At 71.0% G+C, this 13,040-nt stretch carries 10 protein-coding genes; 8 read left to right on the forward strand and 2 right to left on the reverse strand.

Features of this window, described 5'->3' with window-relative positions:
• Positions 1 to 52: 52 nt before the first annotated feature.
• From ACFYR0_RS30800 to ACFYR0_RS30830, 7 genes are all read left to right on the forward strand, one after another.
• The gene (locus tag ACFYR0_RS30800; RefSeq protein WP_389335278.1) at positions 53 to 1,300 is read left to right on the forward strand and encodes a spermidine/putrescine ABC transporter substrate-binding protein; all 1,248 of its coding nucleotides are present in this window, start codon (positions 53 to 55) and stop codon (positions 1,298 to 1,300) included.
• Positions 1,297 to 2,475, forward strand: coding sequence for an ABC transporter ATP-binding protein (locus ACFYR0_RS30805; protein WP_389335280.1), 1,179 nt, complete (start codon positions 1,297 to 1,299; stop codon positions 2,473 to 2,475). Before ACFYR0_RS30800 ends, ACFYR0_RS30805 begins: the two co-directional genes overlap by 4 nt.
• On the forward strand, positions 2,475 to 3,401 hold the full coding sequence (locus ACFYR0_RS30810) for an ABC transporter permease (protein ID WP_389335283.1): 927 nt from the start codon (positions 2,475 to 2,477) through the stop codon (positions 3,399 to 3,401). Before ACFYR0_RS30805 ends, ACFYR0_RS30810 begins: the two co-directional genes overlap by 1 nt.
• Positions 3,402 to 4,202: an ABC transporter permease gene (locus ACFYR0_RS30815; RefSeq protein WP_389335286.1), complete on the forward strand. Its 801-nt coding sequence runs from the start codon at positions 3,402 to 3,404 to the stop codon at positions 4,200 to 4,202.
• A gap of 23 nt (positions 4,203 to 4,225) precedes the next feature.
• Entirely contained in the window at positions 4,226 to 5,653 is a 1,428-nt protein-coding gene (locus ACFYR0_RS30820) for an NAD(P)/FAD-dependent oxidoreductase (RefSeq protein ID WP_389335289.1), read from the forward strand.
• A gap of 114 nt (positions 5,654 to 5,767) precedes the next feature.
• A complete protein-coding gene (locus ACFYR0_RS30825) occupies positions 5,768 to 6,220 on the forward strand; it encodes a hypothetical protein (protein WP_389335292.1) in 453 nt (150 codons plus the stop codon).
• 323 nt (positions 6,221 to 6,543) lie between these two features.
• A complete protein-coding gene (locus ACFYR0_RS30830; RefSeq protein WP_389335295.1) occupies positions 6,544 to 8,340 on the forward strand; it encodes a chitinase in 1,797 nt (598 codons plus the stop codon).
• Here the strand turns inward: ACFYR0_RS30830 and ACFYR0_RS30835 are convergent.
• Positions 8,279 to 8,863, reverse strand: coding sequence for a phosphatase PAP2 family protein (locus tag ACFYR0_RS30835; protein ID WP_389335298.1), 585 nt, complete (start codon positions 8,861 to 8,863; stop codon positions 8,279 to 8,281). The two genes, ACFYR0_RS30830 and ACFYR0_RS30835, sit on opposite strands and share 62 nt — an antisense overlap.
• A gap of 398 nt (positions 8,864 to 9,261) precedes the next feature.
• A complete protein-coding gene (gene gabT, locus ACFYR0_RS30840; RefSeq protein ID WP_389335301.1) occupies positions 9,262 to 10,596 on the reverse strand; it encodes a 4-aminobutyrate--2-oxoglutarate transaminase in 1,335 nt (444 codons plus the stop codon).
• Between the two features lie 259 nt (positions 10,597 to 10,855).
• Between gabT and ACFYR0_RS30845 the strand changes: the two genes are divergently transcribed.
• Positions 10,856 to 12,949: an ATP-binding protein gene (locus tag ACFYR0_RS30845; RefSeq protein ID WP_389335304.1), complete on the forward strand. Its 2,094-nt coding sequence runs from the start codon at positions 10,856 to 10,858 to the stop codon at positions 12,947 to 12,949.
• Positions 12,950 to 13,040: the final 91 nt, after the last annotated feature.

Below are 13,040 nucleotides of genomic sequence, written 5' to 3' on the forward strand. Positions count from 1 at the left end.
ACCAGGCCGCCTGACCAGCGTCCGACAGACCTCCCGAAAGGGCACCAAACGCATGGAGCAGTACGAGCCCGACCGCCTCTCCGCGGCCCAGGTGGCCGCCATGCGGCGCAGCTTCCGCAACGGCAGGGCCTCCCTCACCCGCCGGTCCCTGCTGCGCGCCTCCGCGGGCGGCGCGCTCGCGGTCGGCGGTGCGGCGGCCCTGGCCGGCTGCGGCATCCCCGCCGCCGGCAAGACGCAGGGCGGCGAGTCCGCCGACGACCGCTCGGCGAAGGAGAAGACCGTCAGCTTCTCCAACTGGACCGAGTACATGGACGTGGACGAGAGCGAGAGGCACCACCCCACGCTCGACCGGTTCACCGAGCGGACCGGCATCAAGGTCAAGTACACCGAGGACATCAACGACAACGTCGAGTTCTTCGGCAAGATCAAGCCGCAGCTCGCGGCGGGCCAGGACACCGGGCGCGACATCATCGTGCTCACCGACTGGCTGGCGGCCCGGCTGATCCGCCTCGGCTGGGTCCAGAAACTCGACCCGTCCAACCTGCCGAACGCCTACGCCAACCTCTCCCCCCAGTTCCGCTCCCCGGACTGGGACCCGGGCCGCGCCTACTCCTACGTGTGGCAGGGCATCTCCACGGTCATCGCGTACAACAAGAAGGCGCTGGACGGCGTCGAGGTGAAGACGGTCTCCGACCTGCTCGACAACCCCAGGCTCAAGGGCCGGGTCGGTTTCCTGTCGGAGATGCGCGACAGCATCGGCATGACCCTGCTCGACATGGGCAAGGACCCGGGGAACTTCACGGCCGACGACTACGACGCGGCCGTCGCCCGGCTCCAGAAGGCCGTCGACAAGGGCCAGATCCGCCGCTTCACCGGCAACGACTACACCTCGGACCTGACCAGCGGTGACTTCGCCGCCTGCGTCGCCTGGGCCGGTGACGTGGTCCAGCTGAAGGCGGACAGCCCCGACATCGACTTCATCATCCCGGACAGCGGTTACATCACGTCGACCGACAACATGCTGATCCCCAACAAGGCACGGCACAAGGAGAACGCCGAGCGGCTCATCGACTACTACTACGAGCCGCAGGCGGCCGCCGAGCTCGCCGCGTACATCAACTACGTCTGTCCGGTCGACGGCGTGAAGCAGGAACTGGCGAAGATCGACGAGGACGCGGCGAACAACCCGCTGATCATCCCCGACAAGGCCATGGCCGCGAAGTCCCGCGCCTTCCGCTCGCTGAGCTCGAAGGAAGAGACGGAATTTGAACAGAAGTTCGCGAAGCTGACGGGGGCGTGACCGACGTGACCACCAAGAACGACAACACCGGCGACGTCCGCCTCACCGGCATCAGCAAGACGTACGCAGGCGGCTTCACCGCCGTGCAGCCGCTCGACCTGACCGTCCCGCAGGGCTCGTTCTTCGCCCTGCTCGGCGCCTCCGGCTGCGGCAAGACCACCACCCTGCGCATGATCGCGGGCCTGGAGGAGCCGACCACCGGCACGGTCTTCCTCGGCGACCAGGACGTCACGCGGCTGCCGCCGTACAAGCGGCCGGTCAACACGGTCTTCCAGTCCTACGCCCTCTTCCCGCACCTCGACATCTTCGAGAACGTCGCCTTCGGTCTGCGCCGGCGCGGCATCAAGAGCGTGAAGAAGCAGGTCGAGGACATGCTGGAACTGGTCCAGCTCGGCGAGCAGGCCCGCAAGAAGCCCCACCAGCTCTCCGGCGGCCAGCAGCAGCGCGTCGCGGTCGCCCGCGCCCTGATCAACACCCCCAAGGTGCTCCTCCTCGACGAGCCCCTCGGCGCCCTCGACCTCAAGCTGCGCCGCCAGATGCAGCTGGAGCTCAAGCGCATCCAGACCGAGGTCGGCATCACCTTCGTGCACGTCACGCACGACCAGGAGGAGGCCATGACCATGGCCGACACGGTCGCCGTGATGAACGCGGGCCGCGTCGAGCAGCTCGGCGCCCCGGCCGACCTGTACGAGAACCCGAAGACCACCTTCGTCGCCAACTTCCTCGGCACCTCCAACCTCATCGAGGCCGAGGTCGACGCGCGCGGCGGCGACGAGATCGTCCTCAGGGCGGGCGGCGGCAAGCTCGTCCTGCCCGCCGGGCGCTCCTCGGCACCGGCCGCGACCGGCGGCAGGATGCTGGTCGGGGTGCGCCCGGAGAAGATCTCCCTCGCGCACGCCGACGACGCCGGTGAGATACCCGACGGCCGCAACCGGATCACCGGAAAGATCGCCGACGCGAGTTTCATCGGCGTCTCCACGCAGTACGTCATCGACAGCCCGGTCTGCCCGGAGCTCTCGGTCTACGTCCAGAACGTCGACCGCGACACCCGGCTGGTCCCCGGCGCCGACGTCGTCCTGCACTGGAACCCGGCGCACACCTTCGGACTGGACTCCGCCCAGTCCCCGCTTGCCGGGACGGCGGGCGACGCGGGCATCCAGGAAGAGGCGGTCTGATGGCGACGCTCACCGAGGCGCCGCCCCTGGCGCCGGCCCCCGAGAAGACGAAGCCCCCGCGCAAGCGGGGCCGCTGGACGCCGTACCTCCTGCTGCTGCCCGGACTCGCCTGGCTGGTGGTGTTCTTCGCGCTGCCGATGGTCTACCAGGCGTCGACCTCCGTGCAGACGGGCTCCCTGGAGGAGGGCTACGAGGTCACCTGGCACTTCGCCACCTACTGGGACGCGCTGACCGAGTACTACCCGCAGTTCCTGCGGTCGGTGCTGTACGCGGGCTCGGCGACGGTGCTGTGTCTGGTGCTGGGCTACCCGCTGGCGTATCTCATCGCCTTCCGCGCGGGCCGCTGGCGGAACCTGATCATGATCCTGGTGATCGCGCCGTTCTTCACCAGCTTCCTGATCCGCACCCTGGCCTGGAAGACGATCCTCGCGGACAGCGGCCCGGTCGTGGAGGCGCTCAACACCCTGCACGTCCTGGACGTCACCAGCTGGCTCGGCATGACCGCGGGAGACCGGGTGCTGGCCACCCCGCTCGCGGTGGTCTGCGGTCTGACCTACAACTTCCTGCCGTTCATGATCCTGCCGCTGTACACCTCGCTGGAGCGCATCGACCCGCGTCTGCACGAGGCGGCGGGCGACCTGTACGCGCGGCCGGCCACCACCTTCCGCCGGGTCACCTTCCCGCTGTCCATGCCGGGTGTCGTCTCCGGCACGCTGCTGACCTTCATCCCGGCCGCCGGTGACTACGTCAACGCCGATCTGCTCGGCTCCACGGACACCCGCATGATCGGCAACGTGATCCAGACGCAGTTCCTGCGGATCCTGGACTATCCGACGGCGGCCGCCCTCTCCTTCATCCTGATGTTCGCGATCCTCGTCATGGTGTCGCTCTACATCCGCAAGTCCGGCACGGAGGATCTGGTTTAAATGGCCTTCGTCAACTGGCTCCGGCGCCATTTCGTCGTCATCGCGGGCCTGATCACGCTCGGTTATCTGCTGCTGCCCAACATCGTCGTGACGGTGTTCTCCTTCAACGATCCGAAGGGCCGCTTCAACTACCAGTGGCAGCAGTTCTCCACCGAGGCCTGGACCGACCCGTGCGGTGTGGCGGGGATGTGCGACTCGCTCACCCTCAGCCTCCAGATCGCGCTGTGGTCGACGCTGGGCGCCACCGCCCTCGGCACGATGATCGCCTTCGCGCTGGCCCGCTACCGCTTCCGGGCGCGCGGCGTGGTCAACTCACTGATCTTCATGCCGATGGCGATGCCCGAGGTCGTCATGGCCGCCTCGCTGCTCACCCTGTTCCTCAACATGGGCGTCCAGCTGGGCTTCTGGACGATCCTGATCGCCCACATCATGTTCTGCCTCAGCTTCGTCGTGACGGCCGTCAAGGCCCGCGTCATGTCGATGGACCCGAAGCTGGAGCAGGCCGCGCAGGACCTCTACGCCGGCCCGTTCCAGACCTTCGTCAGGGTCACCCTGCCCATCGCGGCCCCCGGAATCGCCGCGGGCGCGCTGCTCGCCTTCGCGCTCTCCTTCGACGACTTCATCATCACCAACTTCAACGCGGGCTCGACCGTCACCTTCCCCATGTTCGTCTGGGGCTCGGCCCAGCGCGGCACGCCCGTCCAGATCAACGTCATCGGTACGGCCATGTTCGTCATCGCCGTGCTGCTCGTCCTGACCTCCATGGTCATCAGCAGTCGACGCAACAGGCAAAAGGCGTAAAGCCCTTGTAGGGAGTTGAAATCATGGCCCCGAGCGCCATGAGTCGTGGCAACCACTGGACAAAAGCACTCTCCGACGCCCAGCCGGTCCCGTACTGGCTGGACGACCCCGGCCGGCCCCGCCCCGAACCCGCGCTGACCGGCGCCGAGACCTGCGACCTGCTGGTCGTCGGCGGTGGCTACAGCGGACTGTGGACCGCGCTCCTGGCCAAGGAGCGCGACCCGCGGGCGGACGTCGTCCTGCTGGAAGGCCGCGAGGTGGGCTGGGCCGCCTCGGGCCGCAACGGCGGCTTCTGCGCCGCCTCCCTCACCCACGGTCTGCCCAACGGGCTCGCCCGCTGGCCGGACGAGATCCACAGGCTCCAGGAGCTGGGCACCCGCAACCTCGACGAGATCGAGAAGGCGGTCGCCCGCTACGGCCTGGACTGCGAGTTCGAGCGCACCGGCGAGATCGACGTGGCGACCGAGACGTACCAGGCGTGGGAACTGCGCGACTGGTACGAGGAGATGCGGCGCGAGGGACTCGCCGAGGACATGGAGTTCCTCGACGCCGACGCGGTGCGCGAACAGGTCGACTCACCGACCTTCCAGGCCGGCCTGTACGACCGGCGCGGCGTGGCCATGCTCAACCCGGCCAAGCTGGTGTGGGGCCTGAAGCGGGCCTGCGTCGCACTCGGCGTCCGGGTCTACGAGCACACGCCCGCGCTGACCCTGAAGCCCTACGGCACCGGGATGGCCGTACGCACCCCGTACGGCCGGGTGCGCGCCCGCCAGGTGGCGCTGGGCACCAACATCTTCCCCAGCCTGGTCAAGCGGGTGCGCTCGTTCACCGTGCCGGTCTACGACTACGCCCTGATGACCGAGCCGCTCGGCCGGGAGCAGCTGGACGCGATCGGCTGGAAGAACCGGCAGGGGCTCGGGGACAGCGCCAACCAGTTCCACTACTTCCGGCTCAGCGCCGACAACCGCGTCCTGTGGGGCGGCTACGACGCGGTCTATCCGTACGGCGGGCGGGTGCGGGCGGAGTACGACGACCGGCCGGAGACCTACGCCAAGCTCGCCGAGCACTTCTTCACCTGCTTCCCGCAGCTGGAGGGGACGCGTTTCACGCACGCCTGGGGCGGGGCCATCGACACCTGCTCGCGCTTCTCGGCGTTCTTCGGCACCGCCCACCAGGGCAAGGTGGCCTACGCGGCGGGCTACACGGGTCTCGGTGTCGGCGCGACCAGGTTCGGCGCCGACGTGATGCTGGACCTGCTGGCGGGGGAGCGCACCGAGCGCACCGAGCTGGAGATGGTCCGCAGGAAGCCGCTGCCGTTCCCGCCGGAGCCGTTCGCCTGGACCGGTATCGCCCTGACCAAGTGGTCGCTGGCCCGCGCGGACGCGCACGGCGGCCGGCGCAACCTGTGGCTGCGGGCTATGGACCGGCTGGGGCTCGGCTTCGACAGCTGACCCGGTGAGCGCCGTCCCCCGAAAGTGGGGTGGCGAAGCCGCGTAATGATCGGCCCGGACCTCCCTCTCCCTCGTGGACGCGAACGTGTCCACGAGGGAGAGGGAGGTTTCTTCATGGCTGGGCCGAAGACCGCGGTGGAGTGGCTGGCGTCGGTAGCACCGGATCCCGAGGCGTGCCGCTGGGAGTGGGAGCGCAACCCGCTCGGGGTCGCCCTGCTGCCCGCAGGACGGGCCTGGGACGTGCTGATCCTGCCGGGCGGGCTCGGCTACCCCACCCTCGACGTGCTCACCCGCATCCTCGCCCGGCCCGGCCCGGTGCTGGTCGACATCACCGACAGCCGGACGGGGTTCCTGGTCCCGCCCGGCACGGCCGCCCGCTGGGTCGGCACGGGCATCCGCACGGCCGGGGCGGGCAGCTGGGTCGTGGTGCCCCATCCGGTCCGCTCCGCCGGCGGAGTGCGCTGGCTGGTGCCACCGGACGGCTCGGGCACCCTCACCGACCCGGCGCGGCTGGAACTCGCGATGCACGAGGCGGCGGCCGGTCTCGCCAGGGGCGGGGGTGACTAGGCCCTGTCGTCGAACTCCCGCCCGCCCCGCGACGCCACGCACGCTCCCCACTTCGTGGGAGCGCCCCCACTCGCCGCACCGGGCACCAGCCCGAGTACGTCCGGTACGAGGGCTTGCACCCGGCACTCCCCCGGAGGGGGGACCCCCAGAGCACGCACCTGACGCCGCGGGGCCGCCCTCCGGGCGACGACGGGAGTCCGACGACAGGACCTGGAGCGCCCCAGGGGACGGGCCGGTCATCGCGAGAGGTCTTGACCACTCAATTGGTCTGGACCAAGCTGGCAGCGCTCCACCCTCCATCTCCCCCATGCCCGGAGGCACTTGTGGAACGCTCCAGACCCCTGCTCGCCCTGCTGACGGCCACGGCACTCGCCGTACCCGGCATCACCGCGCTGTCGTCGGCCGCCCGCGCGGCCGACGCGGACCTCGCGCGCAACGGCGGGTTCGAGGCCGGCCTCGACGGCTGGACCTGCACCGCGGGCACCACCGTCACCTCGCCCGTGCGCACCGGCACCCGCGCGCTCCAGGCCACCCCGGCCGGCGGCGACAACGCCCGCTGCTCCCAGACGGTGACCGTGCAGCCGGACGCGCAGTACACGCTGTCCGGCCACGTCCGAGGCTCCTACGTCTACCTCGGCGCGAGCGGCACCGGCACCACCGACGTCTCCGCCTGGACCCAGTCAGCCCCCGACTGGCAGCGCCTGACGACGACCTTCCGCACCGGCCCGTCCACCACCCGCGTCACCCTGTACACCCACGGCTGGTACGGCACCGGCGCCTACCACGCCGACGACATCTCCCTGGTCGGCCCCGGCGCGACCCCCACCCAGCCGCCCGCCACCCCCACCGGCCTCACGGTCGGCACCGTCACCTCCGGCAGCGTCGCCCTGTCCTGGCCCGCGGTCTCCGGCGCCACGAGCTACGCCGTGTACCGGGGCGGCACCAAGGTCCAGACGGTGACGGGCACTTCGGCCACCGTCACCGGCCTGTCGCCCGCCACCGCCTACGCCTTCCAGGTCTCCGCCCTCAACGACGCCGGGGAGTCCGCGCGTTCGGCCACGGTCAACGCGACCACCGCCCCGGGCGGCGGGGGCGGCAACCCCGACCTCCCGGCGCACGCCCTCGTCGGTTACCTCCACACCACCTTCGCCAACGGCTCCGGCTACACCCGGCTGGCCGACGTGCCCGACAGCTGGGACGTCATCGACCTGGCCTTCGGCGAACCCACCTCGGTCACCTCCGGCGACATCCGCTTCAACCGCTGCCCGGTCACCGAGTGCCCGAACGTGGAGAGCGACGCCGAGTTCAAGGCCGCCGTCAAGGCCAAGCAGGCGGCCGGCAAGAAGGTCCTGATCTCCATCGGCGGCCAGAACGGCCAGGTGCAGCTGACCACGGCCGCCGCGCGCGACACCTTCGTCTCCTCGGTCTCGCGGATCATCGACGAGTACGGACTCGACGGCCTCGACATCGACTTCGAGGGCCACTCCCTGTCCCTGAACGCCGACGACACCGACTTCAGGAACCCGAAGACCCCCGTCGTCGTCAACCTCATCTCCGCGCTGAAGACCCTCAAGGCCAGATACGGCGCGAAGTTCGTGCTGTCGATGGCCCCGGAGACCTTCTTCGTGCAGATGGGCTACCAGTTCTACGGCACCGGCAAGTGGGGCGGCCAGGACCCGCGCTGCGGGGCGTACCTCCCGGTCATCCACGCCCTGCGCGACGACCTGACCCTGCTGCACGTCCAGGACTACAACTCCGGCCCGATCATGGGCCTGGACAACCAGTACCACTCCATGGGCGGCGCCGACTTCCACATCGCCATGACCGACATGCTGCTCACCGGCTTCCCGGTCGCGGGCGACACCAACAACGTCTTCCCGCCGCTGCGCCCGGACCAGGTCGCGATCGGCATGCCGGCGTCGACCAACGCGGGCAACGGCCATGTCGCCCCCGCCGAGGTCGTGAAGACCCTGGACTGCCTGACGAAGAAGACCAACTGCGGCTCGTACACCACCCACGGCACCTGGCCCGCGCTGCGCGGCCTGATGACCTGGTCGGTCAACTGGGACCGCTTCTCGAACTGGGAGTTCCAGCGGACCTTCGACGGCTACTTCGGCTGAGCACGGCCGCGTAGGCGGTCAGCAGCACCGCCGACAGGCACCAACTGGCCACGACGTCCAGTGGCCAGTGGTAGCCGCGCCGGACGAGACCGTAGGAGACGCCGAGCACGAGCGCGGCGTACACCGCCACGATCACGCGCCGCAGAAGTGCGGAGGACATCCGGGGGAGGAGGAGCAGGGCGGCCGCGCCGTAGGCGACGGCCGCCGTCGCCGTGTGGCCGGAGGGGAAGTAGCCCGTGCCCGGCGGCACGGCCGGGGTGCCCGGCCGGGCGGTGAGTTCCTTGACCGGGACGACCAGCGCGGGCACCAGCACCATCAGCGGCACGGTCCAGACGGCCGGCCGCCACCAGCGCTCCACGCCCTCGCGTCGGGACAGCCAGGCCGAGGACACCACCGCCACGGCGACCACGGGAAGCGCGACCAGCACACTGCCGAGGTCGGAGAGCCACTCGGAGAGTCGGCCGGGGCGTACCAGCGCCCGGCTGAGCCGCTCGTCCAGGCCGACCAGCGGACCGTCGGCCACCACCTGCCAGGTGATCAGGCCGAAGAGAACGGCCGGGAGCAGCAGAAGAAGGAAAAAGGTCGGCCGCCCCGGAACAGGGGGGGTGGTTCCGGGGCGGCCGAACGGATCGGAACGCCGCGCGCCCCGGGGGGTCTGGGGCGGGCGACCGTCCGATCGGTGAGGAGATCCGGAGCCTGAGGCCCCGTCTGTGTGCGCGAGGGCACGACCAGGTCGAAGCTGGGGAGGCCCCGGCCTGGCATCGCCCGTGGTGCCCCACGAGCGGGGTGTATCTCTCATCTGGGAAGAACTTACGTCAGGGTGCGGGGCCGGAACAGCCGGAACGACGTCCTGCCATCTACCCCGCACACCTTCTTCACACGTCTGCCGCAGGTGCCCCTTCAGAGGTGCGGACCACCTGCTCAGATGCGCGCGAACGCCTGCTCGATGATGTCGAGGCCCTCGTTCAGCAGGTCGTCGCCGATGACCAGCGGCGGCAGGAAGCGCAGCACGTTGCCGTAGGTGCCACACGTCAGGACCAGCAGGCCCTCGGCGTGGCACGCCTTGGCGAGCGCGGCGGTCGCCTCCGGGTTCGGCTCCTTGGTGGCGCGGTCCTTGACCAGCTCGATGGCGATCATGGCGCCGCGGCCGCGGATGTCGCCGATGATGTCGAACTTCTCGGCCATGGCGCCGAGGCGGGCCTTCATGACCGCCTCGATGTTCTTCGCCTTGGCGTTGAGGTCCAGCTCCCTCATCGTCTCGATGGAGCCGAGCGCACCGGCGCAGGCCACCGGGTTGCCGCCGTAGGTGCCGCCCAGGCCGCCGGCGTGCGCGGCGTCCATGATCTCGGCGCGGCCGGTCACCGCGGCCAGCGGCAGACCGCCGGCGATGCCCTTGGCGGTGGTGATCAGGTCCGGGACGATGCCCTCGTCCTCGCAGGCGAACCACTGGCCGGTGCGGCAGAAGCCGGACTGGATCTCGTCGGCGACGAAGACGATGCCGTTGTCGTTGGCGTACTTCACGATCGCCGGCAGGAAGCCCTTGGCCGGCTCGATGAAGCCGCCCTCGCCGAGCACCGGCTCGATGATGATCGCGGCGACGTTGTCGGCGCCGATCTGCTTGTTGATCATGTCGATTGCCTGGGCGGACGCCTCGGCACCGGCGTTCTCCGGACCCGTCAGCCAGCGGTAGCCGTAGGCGACCGGCACGCGGTAGACCTCGGGCGCGAACGGGCCGAAACCGTTCTTGTACGGCATGTTCTTCGCGGTCAGCGCCATCGTCAGGTTCGTCCGGCCGTGGTAGCCGTGGTCGAAGACGACGACGGCCTGGCGCTTGGTGTACGCGCGGGCGATCTTGACGGCGTTCTCGACGGCCTCGGCGCCCGAGTTGAACAGCGCGGACTTCTTGGCGTGGTCACCCGGGGTGAGCTCGGCGAGGGCCTCGGCGACCTCCACGTAGCCCTCGTAGGGGGTGACCATGAAACAGGTGTGGGTGAAGTCGGCGAGCTGGGCGCTCGCACGGCGTACGACGGCCTCGGCCGAGGCGCCCACGGAGGTCACGGCGATGCCGGAACCGAAGTCGATCAGGCGGTTGCCGTCGACGTCCTCGATGATGCCGCCGCCGGCGCGCGCGGTGAACACGGGCAGCACCGAGCCCACGCCCTGCGCCACCGTCGCGAGACGGCGGGCCTGAAGCTCCTGCGACTTCGGGCCGGGGATGGCGGTGACGACGCGGCGCTCCTGCGGAACTGCGGTCATGAGGGCTCCTGTGGGTCTTACGGACGTCTTTACGGACGCTTTCCTTCTTTTGTCGCAGGCTAGGCCCGGTCAGGAGGGGTCGGCATGCTCCAAGTGGGCGTCTTCGCGTGTCGCGGTTGTCCGCCGTGGACATAGCCGGGTGCCCGGGCCGGCCGACGCCGACTGGCGCGTCCCCGCCGCGTACCGGTGAACTCCCCTTGGCGGAGCGTTAGATTGACCGCTGACGACGGACCGCACGGCTGGTCAGGGGGCAAGGGCGATGGACAGCGACGGGACCCAGGACGCACGGGGCACACAGGCGAACCCGGTGCCGCGTCCGGCGGGTCCCCCGGACATGCCCGCGGCACCGCCCATGCCGGCGGCCCCGCCCCGGCGGGACGGCTCCGCCTTCCTGGCCTGGCTGCGGGCACCGAGGCCCGAGGCCGCACCGGGAGTGTGGCGCCTCGGGCACCGGCCCCGAGGCGCGGAGGAACCCGAGGAGGTGCCCGCCCGCCAGCTGCTCGGCGGCGCGCTGATCGCCTTCCTCGTCGGCTGGCTGCTCTGGTCCCTCCTCCAGAACGGCTACCTCGGCGGCTGGTGGATACTCCCGCTGGAGCTGCTCGTCCCCGACTCCTGGCTCGGCAGCGACAGCCGGATCGGCAACGCCCTGCTCTACAACGGCTACACCCTGGTCGTCGCCCTCGGGATCATGGTCGGGGTGGGGCGGCTGGGCCGCTGGGGTGACGTCTGGCGCCGCTTCGTCGCCCCGCTGCTGCGCCGCGGCGAGCCCGACCGGCCCGCCCCGGCCCCCGAGGACGACCCCGCCGCCTGGCCGCAGCTGCGTGCCGCCGGGGCCGTCGACGCCGCCGACCGGCTCGCCGAGGAGGCGCGCGGCGGGCTCATGCGGGACGTCGACCACGCCCGGATCGCCCGCGCCTGGCAGGGCGTGCGCACCGGCCGCTTCCCGCTGGCCGCCTTCACCGGCGCGGTCCTGCAGGACGGCTCCGCCGCCTGTCTCCACCCCTCCGGCGAACGCGACCTGCCCGCCCGGCACGCCCGCCACGACCTGCTCACCGGCCAGGTACGGCTCGGCACCACCGCCGACGACCCGCGCAACCCCTACACCTACCGGGGCACCGGCCTCGGACTCGGCCCCGATCTGCTCGGCACCTCCCTCGTCGCCGTCGGCCCCGCCGGGTCCGGCAAGACCGGCAGCCTGGTCCGGCCGCTCACCGAGTCCCTGTGCCTGCACGCGCTGGCCGGGCGCGCCGCCGTCGTCGTGGTCGGCGCCGCGGGCGCGGGGCTCGGCCCGGCCGACGCCTTCGACGTGGTCGTCCGAGTGGGCAACGCCGACTCCGTGTACGACCTCGACCTCTACGGCGGCACCACCGACCCGGACGAGGCCGCCGCGATACTGGCCGAGGCCCTGGTCGGGGACCTCGACGACGTACGCCGCGCCACCACCGTGCTCGCCCGGCTGCTCGGCCCCTTCCGTGCCGTGCACGGCCGTTTTCCCGGCGTCCCCGAACTGCGCCGCCTGCTCGACGGGGACCTCGGCCCGATCGCCGAGCTGCGCCAGGCCCTGGACGAGTCGGGACAGGAGTCGCTGCTGCGGGAGCTCGACGCGCGCGAACGGCAGCTCGGGCAGCCGGGCGATCCGGGCGGCACCCTCGCCGACCGGATCGCACTGCTCGACCGCCCCGCCTTCGCGGGCTTCTTCGACACCTCGGGCGCGTCCCGGCCCTTCTCCCTCAAGGCCCTCGACCACCCGGTCCGGGTCCGGGTCGACCTGCCCGAGCGCGGCCACGCCGACGCCTCGCGCATGCTGGCCCGGCTGGTGCTCGCCCAGTTCACCGCGAGCGTGGCGGTACGCGAGGACCGGTCGCTGTTCGCCTGTCTGGTGCTGGACGACGCCACCGGGGTCGTCACGCCCGAGGCCGTGCGCGGCATCCAGCGGCTGCGGTCGTCCAACGCCGGGGTCGTGCTCACCCTGCGCACCCTCGACGACGTACCGCGTCCGCTGCGCGGCCCGCTGCTCGGCGCCACCGGCTGCCGGATGGCCCTGGCCGGGCTCACCCCGTGGGACGGTCAGGACTTCGCCGAGGTCTGGGGCAAGGAGTGGATCGAGGCCCGGGACGTCACCGACCGGCAGATCATCGCCGAGACCCCGGCGGGCAAGGCCGTGCACATGCTGCGCCGGGTGATCACCGGCAAGGCGCCCACCGCCCGTGCCGTCACCGTCCGCCAGGTCGAGCGGGAGCGCTGGTCGGCGTCGGAGCTGGCGCACGGGGTGCCGCCCGGGCACGCCGTGCTGTCGCTGACGACGGTGAAGGGGGAGCACGCGCCGCCGCTGCTGGTGGACCTCCGGGACTAGGGACTGTGTGATGTTGTGATCAACCAGTCGTCTTCAGCAGGTCGTTGATCCAGATCATCGAGGCGCGGAGGTGGAGGCCGGCGAGGTAACT

Source organism: Streptomyces sp. NPDC005017 (assembly GCF_042873115.1).
In the GTDB taxonomy this organism is placed as follows: domain Bacteria; phylum Actinomycetota; class Actinomycetes; order Streptomycetales; family Streptomycetaceae; genus Streptomyces.

Bases quoted from the DNA above. Each gene is read 5' to 3' on its own strand.
- ACFYR0_RS30800 (WP_389335278.1), top strand. From the start codon at position 53: ATGGAGCAGTACGAGCCCGACCGCCTCTCCGCGGCCCAGGTGGCCGCC.
- ACFYR0_RS30810 (WP_389335283.1), top strand. From the start codon at position 2,475: ATGGCGACGCTCACCGAGGCGCCGCCCCTGGCGCCGGCCCCCGAGAAG.
- ACFYR0_RS30815 (WP_389335286.1), top strand. From the start codon at position 3,402: ATGGCCTTCGTCAACTGGCTCCGGCGCCATTTCGTCGTCATCGCGGGC.
- ACFYR0_RS30820 (WP_389335289.1), top strand. From the start codon at position 4,226: ATGGCCCCGAGCGCCATGAGTCGTGGCAACCACTGGACAAAAGCACTC.
- ACFYR0_RS30825 (WP_389335292.1), top strand. From the start codon at position 5,768: ATGGCTGGGCCGAAGACCGCGGTGGAGTGGCTGGCGTCGGTAGCACCG.
- gabT (WP_389335301.1), bottom strand. From the start codon at position 10,596: ATGACCGCAGTTCCGCAGGAGCGCCGCGTCGTCACCGCCATCCCCGGC.
- ACFYR0_RS30845 (WP_389335304.1), top strand. From the start codon at position 10,856: ATGGACAGCGACGGGACCCAGGACGCACGGGGCACACAGGCGAACCCG.